The 22884-nt window shown below is 42.9% G+C and carries 25 protein-coding genes, 6 tRNA genes, 1 other RNA gene and 1 riboswitch; of the genes, 11 read left to right on the forward strand and 21 right to left on the reverse strand.

The window, feature by feature from the left end; genetic code table 11:
* The first annotated feature begins 42 nt into the window (after positions 1-42).
* Together AC0VYT_RS03620 and AC0VYT_RS03625 are read left to right on the forward strand one after the other, a co-directional pair.
* Positions 43-246 carry a PA3496 family putative envelope integrity protein gene (locus AC0VYT_RS03620; RefSeq protein WP_005015822.1) on the forward strand — a complete coding sequence of 68 codons (204 nt, stop codon included), beginning with the start codon at positions 43-45 and terminating at the stop codon, positions 244-246.
* A 63-nt stretch (positions 247-309) separates the two neighbouring features.
* The gene (locus tag AC0VYT_RS03625; protein ID WP_005015821.1) at positions 310-834 is read left to right on the forward strand and encodes a YecA/YgfB family protein; all 525 of its coding nucleotides are present in this window, start codon (positions 310-312) and stop codon (positions 832-834) included.
* Between the two features lie 161 nt (positions 835-995).
* Here AC0VYT_RS03625 and AC0VYT_RS03630 read toward each other — a convergent pair whose 3' ends face one another.
* The 3 genes from AC0VYT_RS03630 to trhO all read right to left on the reverse strand — a co-directional run bounded on the left by AC0VYT_RS03630 (position 996) and on the right by trhO (position 3175).
* On the reverse strand, positions 996-1613 hold the full coding sequence (locus AC0VYT_RS03630; RefSeq protein WP_005015819.1) for a DedA family protein: 618 nt from the start codon (positions 1611-1613) through the stop codon (positions 996-998).
* Between the two features lie 94 nt (positions 1614-1707).
* Complete coding sequence (locus AC0VYT_RS03635; RefSeq protein WP_005015809.1) at positions 1708-1974, reverse strand: hypothetical protein; 267 nt, start codon at positions 1972-1974, stop codon at positions 1708-1710.
* Positions 1975-2242: 268 nt separating this feature from the next.
* A complete protein-coding gene (gene trhO / locus AC0VYT_RS03640) occupies positions 2243-3175 on the reverse strand; it encodes an oxygen-dependent tRNA uridine(34) hydroxylase TrhO (RefSeq protein ID WP_005015807.1) in 933 nt (310 codons plus the stop codon).
* 114 nt (positions 3176-3289) lie between these two features.
* Here trhO and AC0VYT_RS03645 point away from each other — a divergent pair, with 114 nt between their 5' ends.
* A complete protein-coding gene (locus AC0VYT_RS03645) occupies positions 3290-3775 on the forward strand; it encodes a DUF1289 domain-containing protein (protein WP_005015805.1) in 486 nt (161 codons plus the stop codon).
* A gap of 36 nt (positions 3776-3811) precedes the next feature.
* Here the strand turns inward: AC0VYT_RS03645 and ribB are convergent, their stop codons facing one another.
* The 12 genes from ribB to AC0VYT_RS03705 all read right to left on the reverse strand — a co-directional run bounded on the left by ribB (position 3812) and on the right by AC0VYT_RS03705 (position 10986).
* Positions 3812-4471 carry a 3,4-dihydroxy-2-butanone-4-phosphate synthase gene (gene ribB, locus AC0VYT_RS03650; protein ID WP_005015803.1) on the reverse strand — a complete coding sequence of 220 codons (660 nt, stop codon included), beginning with the start codon at positions 4469-4471 and terminating at the stop codon, positions 3812-3814.
* Positions 4472-4563: 92 nt separating this feature from the next.
* Positions 4564-4717, reverse strand: a riboswitch (FMN riboswitch).
* Positions 4718-4915: 198 nt separating this feature from the next.
* Positions 4916-5296, reverse strand: coding sequence for an aspartate 1-decarboxylase (panD, locus tag AC0VYT_RS03655; RefSeq protein ID WP_005015800.1), 381 nt, complete (start codon positions 5294-5296; stop codon positions 4916-4918).
* 143 nt (positions 5297-5439) lie between these two features.
* The gene (pth, locus tag AC0VYT_RS03660; protein ID WP_005015797.1) at positions 5440-6021 is read right to left on the reverse strand and encodes an aminoacyl-tRNA hydrolase; all 582 of its coding nucleotides are present in this window, start codon (positions 6019-6021) and stop codon (positions 5440-5442) included.
* A gap of 19 nt (positions 6022-6040) precedes the next feature.
* Positions 6041-6337 carry a 50S ribosomal protein L25 gene (rplY, locus tag AC0VYT_RS03665; protein WP_005015793.1) on the reverse strand — a complete coding sequence of 99 codons (297 nt, stop codon included), beginning with the start codon at positions 6335-6337 and terminating at the stop codon, positions 6041-6043.
* 99 nt (positions 6338-6436) lie between these two features.
* Positions 6437-7390, reverse strand: a complete 954-nt coding sequence (locus AC0VYT_RS03670; protein WP_005015785.1) for a ribose-phosphate pyrophosphokinase — start codon at positions 7388-7390, stop codon at positions 6437-6439.
* A gap of 36 nt (positions 7391-7426) precedes the next feature.
* Positions 7427-7501: transfer RNA gene (locus tag AC0VYT_RS03675), tRNA-Gln, on the reverse strand.
* Positions 7502-7592: 91 nt separating this feature from the next.
* A tRNA-Gln gene (locus AC0VYT_RS03680) sits at positions 7593-7667 on the reverse strand.
* 20 nt (positions 7668-7687) lie between these two features.
* Positions 7688-7762: transfer RNA gene (locus AC0VYT_RS03685), tRNA-Gln, on the reverse strand.
* A gap of 27 nt (positions 7763-7789) precedes the next feature.
* Positions 7790-7864, reverse strand: a tRNA-Gln gene (locus AC0VYT_RS03690).
* Position 7865: 1 nt separating this feature from the next.
* The gene (gene ispE / locus AC0VYT_RS03695) at positions 7866-8696 is read right to left on the reverse strand and encodes a 4-(cytidine 5'-diphospho)-2-C-methyl-D-erythritol kinase (protein WP_005015782.1); all 831 of its coding nucleotides are present in this window, start codon (positions 8694-8696) and stop codon (positions 7866-7868) included.
* Between the two features lie 25 nt (positions 8697-8721).
* A complete protein-coding gene (gene lolB / locus AC0VYT_RS03700) occupies positions 8722-9297 on the reverse strand; it encodes a lipoprotein insertase outer membrane protein LolB (protein ID WP_005015779.1) in 576 nt (191 codons plus the stop codon).
* Positions 9298-9303: 6 nt separating this feature from the next.
* Complete coding sequence (locus AC0VYT_RS03705) at positions 9304-10986, reverse strand: tetratricopeptide repeat protein (protein WP_005015776.1); 1683 nt, start codon at positions 10984-10986, stop codon at positions 9304-9306.
* A gap of 108 nt (positions 10987-11094) precedes the next feature.
* Here AC0VYT_RS03705 and hemA point away from each other — a divergent pair, with 108 nt between their 5' ends.
* Positions 11095-12378 carry a glutamyl-tRNA reductase gene (gene hemA, locus AC0VYT_RS03710; RefSeq protein WP_005024988.1) on the forward strand — a complete coding sequence of 428 codons (1284 nt, stop codon included), beginning with the start codon at positions 11095-11097 and terminating at the stop codon, positions 12376-12378.
* Between the two features lie 19 nt (positions 12379-12397).
* On the opposite strand, the gene AC0VYT_RS03715 is transcribed toward hemA, so the two are convergent.
* Positions 12398-14281 (reverse strand): DNA primase, encoded by a 1884-nt coding sequence (locus tag AC0VYT_RS03715; protein ID WP_005015773.1) that lies wholly within the window; start codon positions 14279-14281, stop codon positions 12398-12400.
* 189 nt (positions 14282-14470) lie between these two features.
* Positions 14471-15502 (reverse strand): outer membrane protein assembly factor BamD, encoded by a 1032-nt coding sequence (locus AC0VYT_RS03720; RefSeq protein WP_005015772.1) that lies wholly within the window; start codon positions 15500-15502, stop codon positions 14471-14473.
* A 70-nt stretch (positions 15503-15572) separates the two neighbouring features.
* Between AC0VYT_RS03720 and rluD the strand changes: the two genes are divergently transcribed.
* Entirely contained in the window at positions 15573-16625 is a 1053-nt protein-coding gene (gene rluD, locus AC0VYT_RS03725; protein WP_005015770.1) for a 23S rRNA pseudouridine(1911/1915/1917) synthase RluD, read from the forward strand.
* A 23-nt stretch (positions 16626-16648) separates the two neighbouring features.
* On the forward strand, positions 16649-17395 hold the full coding sequence (gene pgeF, locus AC0VYT_RS03730) for a peptidoglycan editing factor PgeF (protein ID WP_005015767.1): 747 nt from the start codon (positions 16649-16651) through the stop codon (positions 17393-17395).
* A 100-nt stretch (positions 17396-17495) separates the two neighbouring features.
* Here pgeF and smpB read toward each other — a convergent pair whose 3' ends face one another.
* Positions 17496-17972, reverse strand: a complete 477-nt coding sequence (gene smpB / locus AC0VYT_RS03735; protein ID WP_005404295.1) for an SsrA-binding protein SmpB — start codon at positions 17970-17972, stop codon at positions 17496-17498.
* A 142-nt stretch (positions 17973-18114) separates the two neighbouring features.
* On the opposite strand from smpB, the gene coaD reads away from it, so the two are divergent.
* The 4 genes from coaD to AC0VYT_RS03755 all read left to right on the forward strand — a co-directional run bounded on the left by coaD (position 18115) and on the right by AC0VYT_RS03755 (position 19393).
* Positions 18115-18606, forward strand: coding sequence for a pantetheine-phosphate adenylyltransferase (gene coaD / locus AC0VYT_RS03740; protein ID WP_005015762.1), 492 nt, complete (start codon positions 18115-18117; stop codon positions 18604-18606).
* 1 nt (position 18607) lies between these two features.
* Entirely contained in the window at positions 18608-18871 is a 264-nt protein-coding gene (locus AC0VYT_RS03745) for a YfhL family 4Fe-4S dicluster ferredoxin (RefSeq protein ID WP_005015756.1), read from the forward strand.
* Positions 18872-18897: 26 nt separating this feature from the next.
* An RNA gene (rnpB, locus tag AC0VYT_RS03750) (RNase P RNA component class A) lies at positions 18898-19253 on the forward strand.
* A 63-nt stretch (positions 19254-19316) separates the two neighbouring features.
* Positions 19317-19393, forward strand: a tRNA-Met gene (locus AC0VYT_RS03755).
* Between the two features lie 80 nt (positions 19394-19473).
* On the opposite strand, the gene AC0VYT_RS03760 is transcribed toward AC0VYT_RS03755, so the two are convergent.
* Positions 19474-19878 (reverse strand): hypothetical protein, encoded by a 405-nt coding sequence (locus AC0VYT_RS03760; protein ID WP_005015754.1) that lies wholly within the window; start codon positions 19876-19878, stop codon positions 19474-19476.
* Positions 19879-20037: 159 nt separating this feature from the next.
* On the opposite strand from AC0VYT_RS03760, the gene AC0VYT_RS03765 reads away from it, so the two are divergent.
* Positions 20038-20114 (forward strand) — tRNA-Met (locus tag AC0VYT_RS03765).
* 112 nt (positions 20115-20226) lie between these two features.
* On the opposite strand, the gene AC0VYT_RS03770 is transcribed toward AC0VYT_RS03765, so the two are convergent.
* Both AC0VYT_RS03770 and AC0VYT_RS03775 read right to left on the reverse strand, forming a co-directional pair.
* A complete protein-coding gene (locus AC0VYT_RS03770) occupies positions 20227-21264 on the reverse strand; it encodes a hypothetical protein (protein ID WP_005015752.1) in 1038 nt (345 codons plus the stop codon).
* Positions 21257-22882 (reverse strand): NAD+ synthase, encoded by a 1626-nt coding sequence (locus AC0VYT_RS03775; RefSeq protein WP_005015749.1) that lies wholly within the window; start codon positions 22880-22882, stop codon positions 21257-21259. Before AC0VYT_RS03775 ends, AC0VYT_RS03770 begins: the two co-directional genes overlap by 8 nt.
* Positions 22883-22884 lie beyond the last annotated feature (2 nt).

The following is a 22884-nucleotide window of genomic DNA, read 5'->3' on the forward strand; positions in this document are numbered from 1 at the left end:
CGCCTAGGCCCATTCACATTTTTCTACTACGAGGTAGTTTTAGTGTCTTCTACAGATTTTGAATTAGATGATAACTACGGTGATGATGATGTCAGCTTTGATGAGGCGTCGAGTAAAATCAGCGCAAAAGAATCATTGGAAAAACGTCGTCTGATCGATGACCTGCTAGCTCAACGTCGCCTGGAACGAGAACTGAAAGATTTTGATTACGATTTTGATGACGATGATCTCGACGATGACGAATAAACCCGATTGGGCATCCCGTCGAGAAATGCTATTCTAGGCTTAATTTATTAATTTGGATTCAAGATGAGTGCTTTAGATTTAGACCTGTTGAGCGAGTATCTAGATGGTGACCAAAATGAGTATGGTCTAGATTTTGCAGCAACTCACGGTTTTTTATGTGCTATTGCGGTTGGCCCGAAGTTTGATCGCTGGCTTGAAGAGCTGTTTGATAATAATCACAAGAAAGTGCCAGCAGAAATTATTACCCAAATCAAGCTCTGGTTGACTTCACTTCAGCAAAATCTTGCCAATGAAGAGGGTATCGAGTTTCCCTTTGAAATTGAGGAAGCTGATGTAGAATCCAGCTTGGGCGACTGGTCAGTTGGTTTTGTCGATGCCATGTTCTTAAATGAGGAAGCCTGGTTTACGCCAGAGTTTGAAGATCAGTTGGTGGACTTAACCTTGCCGATTATGGTGTTCAGTGGCGTTGATGAAGAAGATCCGCAGATGGAATCTTTCCGTCGTAATGGCCAGTTGATGGATGAATTGGCAGAGGAAATTCCAGAGAATCTCAATGAACTCTATCTGATGTACCATACGCCAGAATAGTTTCTCTTAAAGAAAAACACCCTCATGCAGGGTGTTTTTTTATAGTTTTTTACCAGAATCAGATAATTATCATGAGTATAATTATAATTCACAGGGAATTTCGTCAAAATTTAGCAGACTAAAATTATAGCTGTGAAGTTCGACTATGATAAGAAATGCTGCTAAGAGAAATGTTTTTTCTTCCAGTAGCGCTTAAATACAAAACAGAGTGCAATAATTACAACAATAGCCAAGACCATATTGCCGACATTACTCATCAGCGCATGCATCTTGTCCTGATTTTCACCCAGATAGAAACCCACACATGCAAGAAATGTCGTCCAGATCACTGTGCCCAGCCCACTATAAAGCATGAACTTCCAGAATGGCATTCGGCTCATGCCTGCGGGAATGCTGATCAGTGAGCGTACAGCAGGCACCATGCGACCCAAGAATACAATCCGATGCCCATAATGTTCAAACCATTTCAAGGCTTTAATAACATCAGCTCTCTTGATGAAAAGATATTTACCGTACCGGTCTACCAGATTAAGCAGTCTGTCCTGAGGAATTTTTCTGCCAATCCAGTAGAGTAGGGCCGCTGCCAGTAATGAACCACAGCTACCAGCAATAATGATACCCACTAGAAGCAATTCACCTTTTGACGCCACATAACCGGCAGACGGCATAATAACTTCAGAAGGGATAGGAGGAAAAATGTTGTCCAGAAACATCAGTAAGGCTATTCCCAGATAGCCTAACTGTTCCATGATTGAAATAACCCACTCATCAAGATTCATAGATCAGCTCACGCCATTCAGTTTAGGTATTTATACTTTGCAGTGAAAACCAATCTTTTATTTTATTCTGTCTAAATCATGTAAGTAGATGAGTTTATTCCTGATAATTGACTAAAGTATGAATATAGACTTTTCGCAAGAAGTAGGCAAAACACAAAGGCAGCGTACCAATACAGAGTAAGGAAAGAAACATTCCTTCCAAATGATAGGCAATAAACAGCGCAAAGATGATACCGATCATTGCACCTAATAAGACTATAAAAATATGGGGTTGTTTTTCTAGCTCAGCCTGAATCTGATTAGACTGTAAAGAATGGATGCTTGAAGAAGCTGGATATTCAGTATGCTCACTAATTTCCATAAATCTGGCCTTCCTGCAAATGAATCTAAATGGTTTTATTCACATATTTGCCTATAAGAGTAATATCTATAGACTTATAAATTTTTTATGGTGAATAGAAGGTAACAAAACCTAACAGTGTGTAGATTAGCAAGATCAATGAGCAATACAATAAGCTTCAGATAGTGAAAATGTAGAAAACTATAGCGGGTTTGCGAGTGAATGTGATAAAACGTAAAAACCGCATCAAAACTAATGCGGTTTTTAACATATAGATTACATTAAAGAATTATAGACGTTTACGTTTTGCTGCAGCAATTTGAGACTGTCGCATACGGAAACCTGCCTTCTGTTTTTCTGTCGTTTTATCTATACAGTACTTGCAAGATACGCCATGTTCATAGCTGTGCAGTTCAATTTCCTCAGGCGTTAATGGCCATCCACATGCATGGCATTTACTGTGCTGTCCTTCTTCTATGCCATGAGTAACTGCAGTACGCCCATCAAAGACAAAACATTCACCTTCCCAGAGGCTTTCTTCCGGTGGTGTTTCTTCTAGATATTTTAAAATACCGCCTTTGAGATGGTAAACCTCATTGAAACCTTCTTGTAAAAGTAATGAAGTTGATTTTTCACATCGAATGCCCCCGGTACAGAACATCGCAATTTTTTTGTCTTTATGCTGTTCAAGGTTCTTTTTTACGTACTCGGGAAATTCACGGAAAGTTTCAGTTTTAGGGTCAATTGCGCCCTTAAATGTACCCGCCTTATACTCATAGTCGTTTCGTGTATCAATCAGAATTACATCATCGCGTGCAATGAGCTCATTCCATTCCTTCGGGTCAAGATAATGGCCGACCAGGTCACGTGGTTTTACCGGTACACCGAGCGTTACGATTTCTTTTTTTAGCTTGATTTTCATTTTACGAAATGGTTTGTCCGTACTATGGGACTCTTTATATTCCATTTCGTTAAACCCTTCGCCTAGCAAAAACTGATGAAGAGTATCAATAGCATTGCGGTCGCCTGCTACAGTCCCGTTAATACCTTCTCCTGCTACAATAAGAGTCCCACATAAGTTCATAGCTTGCACCAGATCAAGAAGACGCTGCTGAAGATCGGCTGGATCTTGAACTTCTTTAAATTGATATAGTGCGGCAACAACCCAGTCAGTGGTCGCTTGCTGTTCTACAGGTGCAAGCTGTTCTACAGTAGCGTTCATGGAAGACTCCAAATGTATTAAGATAGGAAATTAAGGCGCGTATTTTAGCGCGAATTTTATGAAGAAGCGAGAAAACCATATGGCTGTTATGGTTTTTATTGAAAGGAGCATGTCTTGAATACTGAACGCCGTATCCCATCCCTGACACCATGTGCTGGACGTTGTTCAACTGTATTTGGTGATCAGGTCTGTCGGGGATGCCGGCGTTTTAATCATGAAGTGATCCAGTGGAATACGTATACAGTTGAAGAGCGTATGGCAGTGTGGCAACGACTTGATGCCCAGCTGGACCAGATTTTAGTACCTATGCTCCCGATGGCCCAGCTGGCACAAGTCGAGGAGTTTGTTTTATCAAAACGGGTACGTCTGCTGGAAAATGCAAGTCAGGGACGCAAGTTATACCATGCACTTAAAATCTGTGAAAAAAATAAGAATCTGGCTGAAGAGAGTGGTTTGGGTATCAGTGCTGAGCAGATCAAACCATTATGGCAACTATTTGAGCAAAAAGTATTGGCTTTGGCTAAAGCCAGTTATGAACTGGCTTGGTTACGGGCAGGGGATATACGACAAAATCTGCTGTATATGGAAGATGATGAGTAAGCCTCCTGAGAGGCTATTCTAAAAGTCTGTTAAGTTTTAGATTTGATGTTGCATGCGGTATTGAACCAGCTCTTCTATGGTAATTACGGTAAGGTGATGAGTCTGGGCATATGCCAGTACCTGAATACCTGTAGCCATAGTTCCGTCAGGATTGGTCAGCTCACATAACACCCCTGCCGGTTTAAGGCCAGCCATACGTGCCAGATCTATACTACCTTCGGTATGTCCGCGACGAACCAGCACACCGCCGTCTCGTGCGCGCAAGGGAAAAACATGGCCAGGACGATTTAAATCACTTGCCACAGCGCCGTCTTTAATTGCAGCATTAATAGTAGTTACCCGGTCTTTTGCTGAAACGCCAGTCGTCACCCCCTGAGCTGCTTCAATAGTTACTGTAAAAGCAGTATGAAAATGGCTGGAATTGTGCTTCACCATTGGCGAAAGTTCTAAGTGATCTGCAGCTTGTTCGGTAAGACATAAACAGACGATGCCAGAACCATCGCGAATCATGCGAGCCATGGTTTCAACATTGAGGGTTTCAGCAGCTACAATCAGATCAGCTTCATTTTCCCGGTCAAAATCATCCATGACCAGTACAGGCTTACCCTGGCGAATATCTTCTAGAGCTTGCTGAATACGTTGCTCAGCAGGAGATAAAGCGGAAAAAAACAGTTCGGGTTGAATTAAACTAGACATATGAAACGCTCACGTAAATGAAAATACAGTGGAACATTTCAGGACAGATATGAAATATATAACGACCCCTATATAAATATACATAAGGGTAATCTCGTCTTCTTTCATCCGGACTATACCGTCGGCTTTGGAATTGCACCAAATCTGCGTAGTACTTTAAATAGGTAATACGCTCGTGGGCTTGCTGATTTTATATTGAAACAACTTTACCACCGGTGGGGAATTTCACCCCGCCCTGAAGCGATGTAGCTCAATTATAATGCAATTTTAAGTGAATAATCATGTTTTTCTATAGAACGATCGGTTCTATATTTAGAATAAATTAGTCTAAATGCCTTTTGGGTATGTTATTACTGTATGAAATTTAAGATACTTTTTCTGTAAAGTGCAGCTATAAATATAAAAAAGCCCATACATGGGCTTTTTAAGATTATCTTTTTTACTTTAAGCGACCTGAACCGGTATACAGTTAGCAGTGTGATTTACCGTATTGTCAGGATTGGCATAGACGAGACGCGGTTTATGCGCATTGGCTTCAACTTCGGTAAAATCACCAAAGGTGGCAATGATAACTAAATCTCCAACATCTGCCTGATGGGCTGCACCGCCATTTACAGAGATAATCCCTGAGTTTTCTTCACCACGAATTGCATAAGTGGCAAAGCGTTTGCCATTAGTTACGTTCCATACATGGATTTCTTCATATTCGCGGATGCCAGCTAGATCCATCAGAACGCCATCAATTGCACAAGAACCTTCATAATGAAGTTCAGCATGAGTTACTACCGCACGATGAATTTTGCATTTTAATAAACGAGATAGCATGGCTAGCGTCTCCTTGGTCGACCAGGATAGGTCTTAGGGTTAAATCAATCACTTGATACAGAGTGCAATAAAGCAACTGCTGCGCATTTTGCTCTTAAATGAGCGTCAAGGCAAGATGGATTATTCAGTAATGCAGGTTTTTATCAGCCCGGTTTGTAAGCATTAATCTGGTTCATGGCCTGCTGTATTTCACCATTAACCAGTAACTTGATTTTACTTAATGTATGGCTAATCGCATCATCCATAAGCTCTTGCTCACTGCGCGGGGCTTTGCTGAGGACATGTCCTGAAACACGCTCTTTAGAACCTGGATGTCCAATACCAATACGCAAACGATGGAAGTCAGGACCGGTATGCGGAGTAATGTCCCGAAGCCCGTTATGTCCGCCGTGGCCACCACCTGTTTTCAGCCGGATAATACCAGGATTCATATCGAGTTCGTCATGCGCTACTAGCATTGACTGGGGAGTAATTTGATAGAATTTTGCGAAGGGTACCACACTCTGCCCCGAACGGTTCATAAATGTAGTGGGTAACAAGAGTCGGATATCTTGTCCTTCGATTTGACCACGACCGCTAATTCCATGGAATTTAGGATCATTTTTAAGAGTAATACCATATTGTTCTGCCAGACGTTCGACAAACCAGAATCCGGCATTATGGCGGGTTTGGGCATACTCAGTACCTGGGTTGCCCAAACCAATAATCAGTGAAATGTTAGACACTAATTTTGCCTTTTAGCACTTATGCGCGTTTAAAATCAGCGTGCATAGGTGTATTTTTAGCTGGGTGACGCTGAAGCGCTTGAATTTTTACGCTTTCAGTTTTGTCGCCTACAACAATTTCAATAACTTCTTCAAAAAAAGCATTGTTTTCTAAAGCTTTTACAAGCTGACGAAGTTCTAGGGTAATTGCTACAGGTTCAGCATCACCACCATAGATAATTGCTGGAAGTTGAGCAGCATGACGAAGGCGGCGGCTCGCACCTTTCCCTTGTACGTCTGCAGCACGCGCTTGAGCGTTTAATGTAAAATTAGCCATGAGATATTCCTCATTGAGTTTAAGTTAAACCAGACTTGCGACCAGTCTGGTGAATAGAAAACCCCAGCTTATGCCAGGGTTTATAAAAAATCTGCGCTATTATAAGTAACTATCGAACATTGCGCTAATAGATTCTTCGTTATTGATACGACGAATTGTTTCAGCAACCATGCTAGCTACCGATACCTGACGAATTTTGCCAAGCTCAAGTGCTTCTTGTGAAAGAGGAATTGTGTCACATACGACCAGCTCATCAATCACAGAGTTCTTCAGGTTTTCAAGTGCCTTACCAGATAATACCGGGTGAGTTGCATAAGCAACCACTTTACGGGCACCGAAAGTTTTCAATGCATCAGCTGCTTTACAAAGCGTACCGGCAGTATCAACCATGTCATCAACAATGACACAATCACGGTCTTTTACATCACCAATCAGATGCATTACCTGTGATTCATTGGCTTTTTGACGACGCTTATCAATAATGGCCAGATCGATATCACCCATCTGTTTTGCAACTGCGCGTGCACGTACAACACCACCTACGTCAGGTGAAACCACCATCAGGTTATGATGTGACTGTTGACGAAGATCAGCAAGCAGTGCAGGGGTACCATAGATATTATCTACAGGAATATCGAAGAAACCCTGGATCTGGTCGGCATGCAGGTCAATCATCACTACACGGTCTATACCGACAGTGGTGAGCATGTCAGCAACAACTTTAGCAGTAATAGGCACACGAGCAGAACGTGGACGACGGTCTTGACGAGCATAACCGAAGTAAGGAATGACAGCAGTAATACGACCAGCGCTTGCACGGCGCAATGAATCAGCCATAACCAGAATTTCCATCAGGTTATCGTTGGTCGGTGCACAGGTAGGCTGAACAATAAAGACGTCTTTACCACGTACATTTTCAGTAATTTCTACTGCAATTTCACCATCAGAGAAACGGCCTACAGAAGCAGCTCCCAACGGAATGTGTAAATGGCTTACGACTTTTTGAGCGAATTGTGGATGAGCGTTTCCACTAAAAACGACAAGATTGGGCATGAAGCACCCTTGGCGGTTGGCATGTATGGAATGAGATGGCAGGGGTAGCTGGATTCGAACCAACGAATGGCGGGATCAAAACCCGCTGCCTTACCACTTGGCGATACCCCTAATGCGGCAGAACTTTAATATTTTTGCATGGTTATGTCAAGGTAAATTAACACGAACTTGCAAATGAACGTTCTATCTTTTTACAGGAAAATGGCAGGGGCGGCTGGATTCGAACCAACGGATGGCGAGATCAAAACCCGCTGCCTTACCACTTGGCGACGCCCCTAAAATGGATGATTGTATTGATGGCAGGGGCGGCTGGATTCGAACCAACGGATGGCGAGATCAAAACCCGCTGCCTTACCACTTGGCGACGCCCCTAATACAAACATCTACAGGTAAAATTGATGGCAGGGGCGGCTGGATTCGAACCAACGGATGGCGAGATCAAAACCCGCTGCCTTACCACTTGGCGACGCCCCTATCAATTTACTTTCAACTGACACAATGGAGACTCATCTAAACTATGAACCAGGTAAGCTTTACATGGTGCATTCTTTAAAATATCGTCTGGCTTCATGTCAGAAGTCAGTTCAGTGAAAACACAAGCACCTGTACCTGTAAGCCGTGCAGTACCGAATTGATCGAGATAACGCATGGCTTCATCAACCTCTGGATATAAACTTCTGGCCAGTGGCTCAAAGTTATTTCCGAAAGCAGATGGCTTTAACTGATAGGCGCAAAATGTAGTGGGCTTCGTATTTCTTGTCAATGTTTTTTGTGAAAAAAGCAGTTGAGTGCTGATAAAACAGTCAGGTTTGAGCACTATGTATTGTTTCGGTTCTAAGTTAATGAAACTTAACTGTTCTCCGATTCCTTCTGCCCAAGCATTGTGACCATATACAAAAATAGGTACATCCGCACCAAGATGTGCACCATATTCAGCCAACTGTTCAATTGTTAAACCGCAATCCCAGAGCTGATTTAATATAATCAGTGTAGTGGCAGCATTGGATGATCCTCCACCTAATCCTGCACCCATTGGAATATTTTTCTCAATTTTGATCTGTACACCAGAAGAATTTTTAGTGTGTGATTTAAGTAATAATGCAGCTTTGTAGATTAAATTCTGTTCAAGCTGTACGTTACCTAAACCTTCAATGTGAATTTTTCCAGTCATGTTGACTTCAAATTCCAGCCAGTCATATAGGTCAATTAGTTGAAAAATACTCTGTAACTCATGGTAGCCATTTTCACGACGACCTGTAATATGTAAAAACAGATTAAGTTTAGCGGGTGAAGGAACTCGGATCATACTAAATACCACAGCTGAAAACAGATTAGCGATTCTGGATCAGCATTGTAATACGGTTTTCTTGGCCATCAGCAAGTGACTGTTTTAAAATCAGTTTACTAGGTTGTTGGGCATTGCCATTATAGCTTAATTCGACATTCCAGTCCTGTTCCTGAATGGTACTGATCCGTTGCTGTTCATCTTTTTTAATTTTAGCATTCAAGCTTGCCGGTCTGCCTTGGACCCAGTGTACGAGGTGAGTAATCGGTGCCTGCCATCCAGTAGCACGCTCCAGTAGCTCTTCAGGTGTTGTTGCGCGAATCAGGCCTGTCTTTGCACTATTCAGCGTGACTTCTCCCGGACGGCCTTCAATTTGTGTTTTGCCTACGCCTAAGATTCCCGTCAGTTCAATATCAAAATTATCCTGCTGCTGTTCCCAGTTAAAAAATGCACTCCCTGACTGCTTGGGAGTTTTTACCCCAATTTTTCCCTGTAGATTAAATTGATTGTTTTCTGGCTGGGTGTTAACCGGATTTTGAGGTTGTGTATATTGCTGACAGCCGGTAAAAGCCAGAGTTGCCGTAGCGCACAAAGCGAGTCCCAGTTTAGAAAAAGAACGCATAAAAGTTTAACTCTGTTTAAATTGTTGAGGTAACAATAACGCATCTAACTGATCCAATTGCGGATCATTATGATATTTTTGTTTAAGCTGTTTTAACACTTCACTAAATTTTGTGAGTGAACCCTGCATATAAAGTGCTTTAGCGTAGCGTACACCAATTTTCAGGTTCTGACTTAGACTGTAGGCCTTGGCCAGTACCCGGACGGCAGTATCATAATCATTTTGCAATATGCAGACGTACCCGAGTGTGTCGAGTATTGAGGCTTGTTCCGGAGCATACTCAAGTGCATGCTCTGCATACTGGCGCGCTTCATTTAGACGCCGGTTTTGCAGAGCGAGAGTGTAAGCATATGCATTCAGGTAAGTTGGACTGTTTGGTTCTATTTCCAGCAAATGTTTGAGTGTCTGGTCCAGTTTTTCCCGGTCTTGAAAAGGATCAAGCAATAAGACTTGGGCATAGATCAGCTCCGGGTCATCTGGCAGGTTTTTGACTGCTTCATCAAGTAAGGCTAGCGCTGCTTTTTTATTTCCCGTCTTTTTCAAGATTTCTGCCTGAACCTGGTATAAAAAACTGGCATGCTGTGGATAATTGACACGTTCCTGAGTAAGAAAACGCAAGGCATCATTCAGCTGGTTTTGCTTTTCAAAAATAGTGACCAGATTCCGTCGTGATACAGTGTATAGACTACCGTCCACCAGACGATAATAAGCTTTCGCTGTTTCGTAATGCTGTTTCCGCTCGGCATTTACTGCCAAATAGTAATAGGCCTCATTCTGATACTGATCAGAATAACGTAGCTCTACCAGATATTTTTCTGCCTGCTCATATTGTTTGAGGTCAATACTGGTTAATCCGGCAATAAATAATGCTTCTTCAGCATCTGGCCACTGTTTTAAAATACCTTGAAGCTTTTTTAAGGCTGATTCGGCCTGATTGGATTTGACCAGAAAGCGGACCTCTGCCAGCCGGATATCTAAATTATATTTCTGTTTACGGCTTGATTTTTCCAGCCATTGCTGGGCTGCTAGCTGGTCATTCTGAGCCATTAACAGGTTGGCCTTCATCAGAATAAAACCAGTCACTTTGGGCCGCTTGCGCAGTGCCTGATTGATAGTCACTAAAGCCTGCTCTAGCTGACCATTTTGTGCTTCCAGGCCAGCGATTAAAACCAGAATAGAAGGATTATTTTTTTCCTTACTGCTACGTAAGGCATTTAAAAGTATCTCGCGATCTTCTGGAAGCTCTGGGGCAATCCCTGCCAGAATCTGTTCCAGATCAGCATTTGGATCAATATTAAGAATTTTATTCAGGGTATCGGCGGCAAGCTCATATTCATGCGCTTTCAGAGAAATATGGGCCAGATAAAATAAAGCCGGAACATCTTGAGGTTCCTGAACCACCCAGTGTGTCGCGATGTCTAAGGCTGCTTTCAGATCATTCTGTTCGAGGGCAACATTCAGGGCACGCTGTTTGATAGTGGTTGAATTACTTTTAATGGCCAGTACAGTATAGTTATGCAACGCAGTAGGAATATCACCGTAAGCGAGTGCAAATTCGGCAATCATGCTTTGTTTTAAGGCATTATAGTTAGGATTTTCATGATAAATATCGCCCGATGCCCTAAGATGAGCCGTCGAGGCTATGCTACCTACCAGTAAGACTGTGGTAGAATATCGCCGTATAGTCATGCCGGATAGTCGGCTATTGATTTGACGCAATTTTTATTGATCCAGCTAATGCTTTTTATGACACCGATGTTGCACAATAACATAAATTTAGTGAAATGATGATCTGATATGTCTTTCTTTGCATTAGGGGTCAACCATCAAACTGCTTCTGTAGAGTTGCGAGAACAGATCGCTTTTAACCCTGAGCGGTTAAACGCTTTATTTGCCGAGCAAAGTCAGCATCCTGTCTTGAATGATATGGTGGTGGTCTCGACCTGTAACCGAACAGAAGTCTATGCCATGGCAGAGCATGCTGATATGGTATTGGACTGGCTCGCCCATGCAAATGGTTTAGATGTCAATCAGCTCATCAAACATACTTACCGTTATGAAGACGCTCAGGCGATTACTCACTTGATGCGTGTTGCCAGCGGTTTAGACTCTTTAATGCTGGGTGAACCGCAAATTCTGGGTCAAGTAAAACAGGCACTATCGATTGCAAAAGAAGCCCATATGGTTTCACCGGCACTAAACCGCATTTTTGAATATGCCTTCTATGCAGCTAAACGTGTACGCTCAGAAACTGCTGTAGGTAGTCATGCAGTCTCTATGGGTTATGCAGTTGCTCAGCTTGCCCTGCAGGTCTTTAGCCAGCCACAAGAGTTGACTGTAATGGTAGTGGCTGCTGGAGAGATGAACAGTTTAGTAGCTAAACACCTGGCTGAAATGGGTGTAGGTAAAATCCTGATCTGTAACCGTAGTCGCGAGCGAGCAGAGAACCTGGCGCAGGAGATTGCTCATCAGGTAGAGGTCGAGATTCTGGAATTTTCGGAACTGGCCAGTAACTTGTACCGTGCTGATGTAATCTCAAGCTGTACAGGCAGTCTGTATCAGGTAATTTCTTATCGTGATGTGAAAACAGCATTAAAAAAACGGCGCTACCAACAGATGTTAATGGTAGACCTGGCTGTTCCGCGTGATATTGAGCCAAAAGTCGCGTCACTAGATGGTGTATATCTGTATGGCGTTGATGACCTGCAAAGTGTTATTGACGAGAACCTTGCCCAGCGACGTCAGGCTGCGGTTGAAGCTGAAATTATGGTTAACCAGCTGGCGACCCAGCTTATTACCCATCAAAAGGTCCAGCAGGCTGGCAGTACTATCGCTGCTTATCGTGAACAGGGCCAGCACTTGACTGAATATGAGTTGCGGTTGGCGCTGGAGCATTTGCAGGCCGGAAAAGATGCAGCTGAAGTCCTGCAAAACTTTTCCCATCGTCTCACTCAGAAATTATTACATCCGACTTCAATTCTGCTAAAGCAGGCAGCTCAGGAAGAAGATCCCTCATGTTTTGAGTGGTTACAGGACGGTTTGCAGGGGATATTTGACCGTCAGCGTAAACTTAAAAAATAATTTGAAAACAGCTTAAACCTTATGAATGCAATAGTCTTAAGCTGATTTTCTTGGTCAGTTCATTGAGTTGCTGCCGCAGATTGCGTGATTCAATAAGTGAAATGGGTGATTTTAGTTTCTGTTTTAAGTATTTTTCCTGCAGGCCCAAGGCATATTCTTTAGCAAGCTTGTCTGCCATTTCTGGTGCCGGAATCAGGCTTTCAATATTGGTACGCTGTAAAATATCCGCAACCGCATGACAATACATACTGCACGCGCCAAGCACATAATAGACAGCCAGTTCCTGATCATCCGGTAGTTCATCAAAGATTTTATCTAATATTGCCAGTATTTGTGCCAGCAATTCATCCGGATGAATAAAAGCACGCAGAGTTTCAAAGTGAATATACAGATAAGGATGCCGTATCAGCATAGCGATGGCGAAATCTTCATCCTTGGTGCGGATATTAAAAGAGAGTGATGCATCATTGCTAAGTTTCGGAGTAAAACGCTTGCCTAGGCCGAGCTTTTCTTTAAATGACTGAGTGAGCAGATAGCGAAATGATCCCTGTTTAGGTAACAGGTCGGTAAGCTCCCTGAGCTCGCCCATTACCTGACTTTTACCCTCAGGTGAAGAAACATCTCGCTGTTGCGTGAGATGTGCAAATACAAAATCGGATAATAGGGGAGCCTGTTCAAGTAAACGCTGAAAATTTTCCAGTCCTTCACGACGGATCAGAGAATCGGGATCATGCTGGTCGGGTAAAACAAAAAATTTCAGTTCACGGCCATCATTTAATAAAGGCAGGGCAATTTCCAGTGTTCGCCGGGCTGCCTTTTGACCTGCAGCATCCCCATCAAAGGCAATCGTAATCCGGTTATTCTGTCTGAATAAAATATTAAGATGTTCAGTATTGCTGGCTGTTCCAAGAGTTGCTACTGCACCGCTAATCCCGTATTGCTGCAATGCGATAACATCCATATAGCCTTCGACTATTAACCAGTCTTGAGCTTTTTGCTTGCGACCTTCGTAAAGGCCGTACAATAACTGATTCTTATGGAAGACTTCAGAATCTGGCGAGTTAATATATTTGGGTTTGATCTCATCATTTAATGCACGCCCCCCAAAACCGACTACACGGCCCTTACTGTCCCGGATTGGGAAAATGACCCGGTCACGAAGTAAGTCAAAGTCACGACCGCTCTCACTAGAGCGAATCAGCCCTAGCTGTTTCAGACCTTCAATATCATAGGGGAATGCCTTTTCCAGATGCTGCCAGTCCTCTGGTGCATAGCCCAAGCGCCAGAACTGGACTGTATCTTGGCTTAAACCTCGCTGTTTAAAGTAAAATTGTGCACTTTGACTTTTAGGTAACTGCTGTTCATAAAACTGAGCAATATTTTCTAGCAGGTCATACAGGTTACCTTCCTGTACAGGCACATCTGTCACATTTTCAAATTGTTCAAACGGATCAAAACTCTGAAATTCAGCGAAAGGATCAATCGGAGTATAAGGTGTATTTGTGATAGGAGACTGGATCTGTTCTTTAGCCTGCGCGGCAGGAGCCTGAACCGGCTTGCTAACTTTTTTGATTTCACGTTTATAGGACAGGCGCTTATTGTCCTGATTGTCTTTTGGCAGTTCAATACCAGTCTGGCTTGCCAGGTCTTTCATAACATCAACAAAATTACGGCTGTCGATATCCATTAAAAAACGTATGGCATTACCATTGGCCTGACAGCCAAAGCAGTGGTAATACTGCTTGTCACGGTAGACATGGAAAGAGGGTGACTTTTCCTGATGAAAAGGACAACAGCCAGAATAAGTCCGTCCGGTTTTTTTAAGTTTTACGCGTTGGCCAATCAGATCAACAATATCAGTACGATCCAGGATCTGATCAATCGTATGCTGTGGAATTGCCATAAGAAAAAGCCATTATTTTATATACTTTAACCATAAAAACGCTGACCTGAAGTCTTGCTTTAAGCACTATTCAGTTGCTATCACTTGAACTAAACAGTCCTGTACAGAATTTAGCCGTCTTTACTGAAAAAGAGAAGGGGGAAAGTATTTTAACTTTCTCCCCCGAAAAAAGCGACCATCTGGTCGAGATTATTCGTTTGGAGTTTCTGTAGCTATATCAGCCGGTGGTTTGGCAAGCATTGGTGTATGTTGCTGTCCATTTTCAGATTTACCGAGCATACCTAAGCTCAGACGGTTGAGCCAGCTACGTTCTTCTGAAGAATAACTAGAGGTTTCCTGCGATACTTCACTTGCAGTACTGTTTTTGGCTTCACGGCCAAAAATTCCCAGTGTGGCGCGGTTAAGCAGGCTGGCATCCCTGCGGGCGGCACGCAGGTTTACACTGCCATTACTACGCACCAGTTCTGGATAGTTTAGTTTTAAGACCTCTACATACTGCTGTGATGAAGCCTGATCGCCCAGCTTGTCATAAGCGTAAGCCATGGTAGCTAGAGCTTCTGGAATTTGAGGAGTCTGCGGGTAGTGTTCAACTACCCACTGCGCCCGCTCCAGAGCGGCAACCCAAGCTTTACGCTTTAGATTATAGCGTGCTACGTTCATTTCATTTTCAGCCAGTTCCTGACCAATAAACTTCATGCGCTGTGCAGCATCTACTGCATACTGACTGCTTGGATAGCGACGAATAAAATCAACAAAGTTCTGGTAAGCTACCTTCAAATAGCTAACATCACGGTGTGATTGCTGCAAAGAAGTATAACGCAGCAAGCCATCATAATTCTGTTCCATGTTGGCTACACCACGTACGTAATAAGCGTAGTCAACATTAGGGTGCTGTGGATTTAAACGGATAAAACGTTCAGCCAGAGCAATTGCCCCTTCATAATCTTTTTGCTGGAATTTAACGTAAAGCAGCTCAAGTTGTGCCTGCTGCGCATATTGTCCGGTCGGGAAGTAGGTGTCCAGTGCCTCTAGCTGTTTTGCAGCATCAGAATATTGACCACGTTCAAGCGCACGTTCGGCTTTATTGAAATAAACCTGTTCGCTTGACTGTGGGCCAGTATCGACAACTTCTTTTTTTGGATTGCTGCTACAGCCCACTAATGCAGATGCTATGCCTAAAGATAAAGCAAGCATCGTAACTTTATAACGTGGTAGCGACATAAAAACTCCTCTGTTAATCGGGCAATGAGCTACAATTGCGCTATTAAACCACTTTTGTCTCGATGATCAAATGACTTCAGCACAATCTTCTAATTCTACTTTCCCTGAAACTGATTTCAATTTACTTGAAGATTCTGAGGATGCAGATAACCATACTTCAGAGCCGACTGCAACACGTTTATCGTTGCAGTTTCAATTGGATGAAAGCTATCTCGGGCAGCGTATTGACCAAGCAGCAGCACTGGTCTGGAATGAATTTTCCAGAGAGAAACTTAAGCAATGGATTAAAGACGGCCATTTGTTAGTAAATGGTAACAATGTCAAACCTAAATACAAGTGTGAGGGCAATGAGCTGCTTACGCTTGAGGCAGAGCTGGAAATTCAGACTGCCAGCCAGCCGGAAAATATTCCGCTTGATATTATTTATGAAGATGATGACATTATTGTCATTAATAAAACCGTAGGAATGGTCGTACATCCAGGTGCAGGAAATGGGTCGGGTACTCTGGTCAATGCGCTGCTTTACCATTATCCGAAATCTAATGAACTGGCCCGTGCCGGACTGGTCCATCGGATTGATAAAGATACTAGCGGTCTGCTGGTAGTTGCAAAAAACCTTGAGGCCCAGTTCTCTTTAAGCAAACAGTTGGCAAAAAAGACTGTCTACCGGATTTATGATTTAGTTGTTTATGGAAATATTGTAGCCGGTGGAACCATCGATGAGCCAATCAAACGCCATCCTGTCGATCGCGTTAAAATGGCCATATTACCGGGTGGTAAAGAAGCGGTTACTCACTATAACGTGAAAGAGCGATTTAAAGACTTTACCCGTGTTCAGGCGCAGCTTGAAACTGGTCGTACTCACCAGATCCGGGTCCATTTTAGTTATATCGGTTATGGCTTGGTTGGTGACCCGGTCTATATGAGCCGGGTACGTGTACCTGCCGGAGCTTCTGAAGAGCTGGCTGATACTTTGCGCAGTTTTAAGCGGCAGGCATTACATGCTGCCAAGCTTGGTCTGGTTCATCCGCGTACAGGCGAGAATATGATGTTTGAGGCGCCGTGGCCTGAAGACTTTAAGCATTTAATTGAAGTACTTCGTCAAGAGAATGCTGCTTATTAATTGATTAACACGGGAAATTTAACATGCAGTTTGTTTCAGGGCTTCCATCAGGTGTATATGCAGGACAGACACGTATCCGGCATCCAGGTACATTAGCTTCAGAAAAACCGGAACTTGCGGGCTTTAATCTGGCTTTGCACGTGCAGGATGATACGCAGCGAGTACAAGCTCACCGGATGATCTTGCTGGAAGAACTGGCAAGCTATGGTTTAGATAAAATCACATGGATGACTCAAACTCATAGCATGATCTGTCATACGGTTAATGAAGCACTTCCATTCGAAGCTCTTATTGGTGATGGTTTAATTACCCAGAAGAAAGCACATGCCTTGATGATGATGACAGCAGACTGCTTGCCTGTAGTGATGGGAAATGCACAAGGCACTGAAGTTGCTAATCTGCATGCGGGTTGGCGTGGACTCGCAGGTGGTATTATTGAAAATACCATTACCGCCATGCAAGACAAGCCTAGTTGGGCCTGGTTAGGTGCGGCGATCAGTCAGTCCTATTTTGAAATTGGTGCAGAGGTCAAAGCAGCATTCTGTCACAAATATCCGGAAGTTGAATCGGCCTTTATATCAGAGCGCTCAGGGAAGTATTATGCCGATCTTTATGCAATTGCCCGTTATATTCTGCAACAGCAAGGTGTAAAGATGGTACTGGGAGGCGACCAGTGCTCATATCAGCAGTCTGATCAGTATTTTTCATATCGGCGAAACGCCCAGACCGGACGTATGGCAACATTTGTTTTTATGCAGTCATCAGGATAAGCCGGTCAGGTCCTTTGTGTTCGCTACTTCAAACTCATTTGTAAATTTTTCCGGTATGAAAAAACCTCCAGTTGTGGAGGTTTTTTTCATTGCAGGGTACTTATTTGTGGAAGATACGTGCCTTGTCGCGCTGCCAGTCACGGTCTTTTTCGGTTGCACGTTTATCATGAAGCTGTTTACCTTTAACCAGCGCGATTTCAAGTTTGACTAAAGGTCCTTTCCAGTAACAGGCCAAGGGCACACAGGTATAACCTTTCTGGTTAACTGCACCCATTAATTTCTCGATTTCACGCTTAGATAAAAGCAGCTTGCGGGTACGGGTTGCTTCAGCAACAATATGGGTAGAAGCAGAAAGTAAAGGCTGAATCTGGGCACCAAACAGATAAGCTTCCCCATTTTTCAAAAGGATATAGCTTTCTGTCAGGCTCATACGTCCAGCACGTAATGATTTAACTTCCCAACCCTGTAACGACATGCCGGCTTCAAACTTTTCTTCAATAAAATAATCGTGGCGTGCGCGTTTATTCTGCGCAATTGTTCCACCATTATTTTTTTTCACAACTTTTACGTTCGCCATAATCATTAAATTCCAAAGTTGTACTTATTGTGCCGTAAAGTGCCAGCAAGAGAAAGTTTTTTCAAAAAGATGGGGATACTTCGCTAAAAAATCAAGTTTTTGTTAAACTAGGGCCCTGCACAATAAATTAGAGTATCAAGCGATGTCTAAAGCTCGCGTTATTTACCCGGGAACCTTTGATCCAATTACTAATGGCCATATTGATCTGGTAACCCGTGCAGCCAAGATGTTTGATGAAGTGGTGGTTGCCATTGCGATAGGACATCATAAAAATCCGGTATTTAGTCTGGAGGAGCGTGTAGCACTGGCGAAAGCTTCCTTAAGTCATTTAAGTAATGTCGAGTTTGTGGGTTTTGATGGGCTGCTGGTCAATTTCTTTCATGAGCAGAAGGCAACTGCAGTACTACGTGGACTGCGTGCGATTTCCGATTTTGAGTATGAATTTCAGCTGGCTAATATGAACCGGCAGTTAGACCCCCAGTTTGAAGCGGTTTTCTTAACACCTTCTGAACAATATTCCTTTATTTCATCGACACTGGTTCGTGAAATTGCCCGCTTAAAAGGTGATGTAAACAAGTTTGTACCCCCGGCAGTCGTTGAAGCCTTTAAACGTAAACATCAGCAAGGTTGGTAGCGTGTCTTTATATATTACTGATGAATGTATTAATTGTGACGTATGTGAGCCCGTATGTCCCAATGAAGCTATCTTTATGGGGGAGATGATTTATGAAATTCATCCTGACCTCTGTACTGAGTGTGTCGGACATCATGAGCAGCCTCAGTGCCAGCTGTTCTGTCCGGTTGACTGTATTCCCCATGATCCAAACCATGTGGAAACAGAAGATGAGCTGATGCAGAAATATAAAATGTTGACTGCTCAAAAAAGTGCGAGCAATTAACAGATAAATTTGATACTATGCGCGACGAAGTGAGCCGGACGGTCGCTGCTGTGGAGGTCTTCGTGACTAAAGCAGGGGAGGAAAGTCCGGGCTTCATAGGGCAGGGTGCCAGGTAACGCCTGGGCGGCGTAAGCCGACGGAAAGTGCAGCAGAGAGTAGACCGCCTCATTCGTGAGGTAAGGGTGAAAGGGTGCGGTAAGAGCGCACCGCGTATCTGGTAACAGTATACGGCATGGCAAACCCCACCAGAAGCAAGACCAAATAGGAATCCTGAGGTACGGCCCGTACTGGATTCGGGTAGGTCGCTTGAGCGTATGAGTGATTGTACGCCTAGAGGAATGACCGTCCTCGACAGAACCCGGCTTACAGGCTCACTTCAACAATTTTCCTGTAAATAAAGCTTGACCTGCTAAAGATAAATGCAGATAATGCGCGCACAGTTTTTGGCTATGTAGCTCAGTTGGTTAGAGCACCGCACTCATAATGCGGGGGTCACAAGTTCAAGTCTCGTCATAGCCACCATTTTTATAGACCACGTTCTCTAAAACGTGGTCTTTTTTTGTCTGTGTGTTCATCGTTTGAGTAGTGAGTAGAGGACTTTACTAGTCACAGGTTATTGAGCTGGTATCCAGTTTGATTTGTGGAAACTTTTCTGTATATGTATTTAAAATCTGTTGGCGTTGATCTTTGCCAAAGACCTGTTCCTGTAGCTGTGTAATTTTCTTTTCACTTAAATATTGTCTGGCACAGTGCAGTGCTATCTGATTCTCCTTGGCAATACTGAGTTTTTGACTCTCTGTGATTTCATCAATTCGATAAAGCTTCTGTTGTGCCCGACTGAGCTGTGCCAAGCTGCGCTTTTGCTGCATGCTAAGTAATTGCTGGTGATTAATCCATTTGGCTACATCCATATGTACGCCGTTATAATCTACAAAGATTGGACTAATCGCACTGCAGGCTGTAAATGCGGACAAGACAGTACTGGCGATCATCATTTTAATTTTCATGTTGTGTCCTGATAAAGTTCTCAAATTATTTTCTACGTAAAATCAAATATGTGTATTATTTTTCAGCAAAACGCATCTTTTTGCTTAAAGACTGAGCATTCATTAAAGATAGTTCTTGACGCTGGGCAATGAAGTTTAGATAATGCGCACACAGTTTACGGCTATGTAGCTCAGTTGGTTAGAGCACAGCACTCATAATGCTGGGGTCACAGGTTCGAGTCCCGTCATAGCCACCATTTTAAAAGACCAGACTCTCAGTCTGGTCTCTTTTTTTGTGCCTAAAAATTATTGCCGAATATTTTTGATTAATGATCAGCCTAATCTTATAAAAATTAAGCTTTAATATATTTATTGGTTTACCTGATACTGCCGGATGAGCTCTATTGTGTGCGGTGCTGCATAAAATGGTGATAACAGCTGATGTAATAACGGGTCAAGTATGTCATTTTGATCGAGCGCTTGCAGTACAGATGGAATAAAGCGTAAACCTTCATTCATTAAGTCATCCTGGGTCAATCCTACGGCATTCAGCAGTTCTTTTAATGAATGTTCCTGGAAGTATTGATAAAAAATATTTACACCTTCGAGGATCAGTTGCTGTAAATAGCTGCTTTCACGTAATTCCCGCCAGGATTCATAAAGTAATACAAAGAACTCTTCTATATCAATTGCAGTAAATTGCGACATACTGTCTTGCAGACTCTTGTATTTGAATTCCTGCCATACATGCATTGCAATATCATACAGATCTTCTGAAGGAAGCAGCAGAAGCTCACTGAACTGTTCTTTAATTATATTTGCGAGCCTGAATTCGAGCTTGGCTTCAATAGTCTGCTGCTGTTCCTGCATAAACTGTAAAACCCGTTGCTGAATACCTAGCACTTTATATTTGCTATGACGTAACTGGTTTAACCATGGGGTCTTGCTTTCAATAATATGAGTCGCCATTTGCAGACAGACTTCATCTACCTGCTGACTCTGTAGTAATAAATCGCGTAAATATAAGCGGACATTTGTCAGCTCGACGAGCTTTGTAAGCCAGAATTGATATTGCTGATCTGAAATAAGATCTTGAAGTTCAGTATCCGACTGTAGGGCGTACTGATGCAGCTTTTGTGACATTATTCCGATCAGTTCCAGTATTTCTGCGCCCAGATTCATTTCAAAGGCGTAACGTTGTACCACAGCATGGAGCTGAGACACATTGATTACCTGTTTAAGCTGCACTTTTTCCGAATAATGATAAAGCTGCTGAATCAAAATTTTTAAAGCTGGATAATCTTTAGAATAAATATAGTGTTGTTTTAAAAACTTCACCTGCTCAAGCAAAAGTGCTTGAGCAAGTTCATTTGGAGCGATTTTATAAGTCTTTTGATTATTAGACACCAGGTTTCCAGCCATTTACTATCGGATAACGTCGATCCCGTCCGAAAGCACGTGAGCTGATCCGCGGACCAATCGCACCTTGTCGGCGTTTGTACTCATTACGGTCGACCAGTTTAATTACCTTCTCGACGGTTGCCCGTTCAAATCCTTTGGCAATAATATCTTCCTGACTCATATCTTCTTCGATATAAGCATAAAGAATTGCATCCAGAATATCATAAGGCGGCAAAGAGTCTTGATCTTTCTGATCTGGACTTAATTCTGCTGAAGGTGGACGGGTAATTACACGTTCAGGTATAACTGGTACTTCACTTAAACTGTTTCGATATTTGGCCAGTTCGAAAACGATAGTTTTATAAACATCTTTTAATACCGAAAAACCACCTACCATGTCACCATACAATGTACAGTAACCTACAGCTACTTCAGACTTGTTACCGGTAGATAGAACCAGATTACCAAACTTGTTAGATAGTGCCATGAGCAAAGTGCCACGGGCACGTGCCTGCAGGTTTTCTTCTGTCGTATCTGCCGGACTGTTTCCAAAGAATGGATATAGAGTCTGCAAGAAGCCATTCACAATCGGATTGATTTCAGCAATGCCAAAAGTTACACCCATAGTCTTGGCCTGTGCTGCAGCATCTTCAACAGAAATTTGTGCGGTATAAGTATAAGGCATCATTACTGCCTGGACCTTGTCGGCTCCAATCGCATCAACAGCAATAGCCAAGGTCAGGGCAGAGTCGATTCCACCAGATAACCCGAGAATAACGCCGGGGAAGCCAGAGCGCTGGATATAGTCACGGGTTGCCATTACCAATGCCTGATAGATCTCGGCCATAGTGTCAAGCTCAGGTGCGATTTCCTGAACTATAAAGGCGTCTTTATCTGCACTATATTCGGCGTAGTGCAGGCATTCTTGAAAGCTAGGTGCACGTGTAACCAGTTCGCCTTGCGGGTTTAATACAAAACTTGACCCATCAAAAATAATATCGTCTTGGCCGCATACCTGGTTCACATACACCAGATTAAAATTGAGCTGTTTGACCAGCTGCTGCATGGTCTGAATACGATGCTGTGGCTTGCCTACTTCATATGGCGAAGAGTTAAGTACCAATACGGTCTGCGCCTTAAGCTGGGTTAGCTGCTGTACTGTATTAATTGACCAGATATCTTCACAGATCAATACAGCAAACTTGTGTTCCATATATTCAAATACAAGTTGCTGGTTACCAGAAGCAAAATATCGTTTTTCATCAAATACGCTATAATTCGGCAGGTTTTGTTTATTATAAACCCCCAGTACTTGACCATCTTTAACCACAGCAGCCGAGTTATATCGCTGCCCGGTTTCAGCCTGATTAACAAAGCCAAATACCATGACGATATCTTTAACTTGTCCCAGAATTTCAAAGACCTTTTGTGTACGTTTGCTCAGACTTGGACGCAACAATAAATCTTCAGCTGAGTAACCTACTGTGCACAGTTCTGGAAAAACAATAATATCAGCACGCTGTTTTTTCGCTTCATTTGCCTGCTCAACCATTTTCTGAGCATTAAGTTCAAAGTTACCAGTATGTGGAGAGAACTGAGCCAGGGCGATCTTAAAACTTTTCATTC

The sequence above is a fragment of the Acinetobacter sp. QJM3NY_42 genome (genome assembly GCF_056173745.1).